The organism is Herpetosiphonaceae bacterium (genome assembly GCA_036374795.1).
GTDB lineage: Bacteria > Chloroflexota > Chloroflexia > Chloroflexales > Kallotenuaceae > LB3-1.
In genome coordinates, this window is record DASUTC010000113.1 from 1 (window position 1) to 1,128 (window position 1,128).

1 protein-coding gene is annotated in these 1,128 nt (G+C 63.7%); it reads left to right on the forward strand.

The features are described from left to right. Positions 1 to 217 precede the first annotated feature (217 nt). The coding region (locus VFZ66_07625; GenBank protein ID HEX6289044.1) for an AAA family ATPase at positions 218 to 1,128 on the forward strand (911 nt) is incomplete at its 3' end.

The window sequence follows — 1,128 nt, forward strand, 5'->3', positions numbered from 1 at the left end:
CATCATCTACGACGCGCCGCCGCTGCTGACGTCCAGCGACACGCTCGGGTTCCTGCCCAATGTGGATGCAGTGCTGCTGGTGGCGCGTAGCGGCCGCACCACCAAGGCGGAGCTTGAGAGATCGGCCCATCTGCTCGGGAACAAAGCCATCGTCGGTACGCTGTTGAACGCCCACTAGGCTGTTCCAGCGACCTCGAAAGACCGCCAGGTAGGTTGCATGTACGAATCCTTCTTCAGGCTGAAAGAAAAACCGTTCTCGCTGCTGCCGGACCCCGATTTCCTGTTCATGAGCAGCAAGCACTCGCTTGCGCTCAGCATCCTCGAATACAGCCTCGCCGGACAGGCGGGCTTCTGCGCCATCACGGGCGATATCGGCTCGGGCAAGACCACGCTGATCCGCACCCTGCTGCGGCGCATCGGCCGCGACGTCACGCTCGGCCTCATCTCCAACACCCATAGCGGGCTCACCGACATCACCGCCTGGGCACTGGCGGCGTTCGGGCGCAGCACCACGGCGCAAAGCGATGCCGAGATCTATCAGGAGCTGATGCATTTCCTGATCGGCGAGTACGGCGCAGGGCGCCGCTGCATCCTCATCGTCGACGAGGCGCAGAACCTGACGGTCGAGGCCCTGGAGGAGCTGCGGCTGATCTCCAACATCAACGCCGACAAGGACCTGCTGCTACAGATCATCCTGGTTGGGCAGCCGGAACTGCTGGTCAAGCTGAAGAGCCCGGAGCTGGCGCAGTTCGCCCAACGCATCAGCATCTCGTATCACCTGACGCCGCTGAATTACGCCGACACCCGGCGCTATATCCGGCACCGTTTGCAGATCGCAGGTGCTGACCGGCCGATCTTCAGCGACACCGCGATCGGCGCGGTGCAGTATTTCTCCGGCGGTGTGCCGCGCGTGGTCAACGCGATCTGCGACATGGCGATGGTGTACGGGCTCGCCGATAACAAGACCGAGATCGACGTCGATGTCGTGTTGCGCGTGATCGCAGACCGGCAGGCGAGTGGCGTGTCGCCGTTCGCCCGCGACGGTAAGGCCGACGATCCGGCGGTGATGGCCGAGATCACCAGCATGGTGCGTGAGGCGATGGAATTGCGCGCCGTGCCCGACGAGGG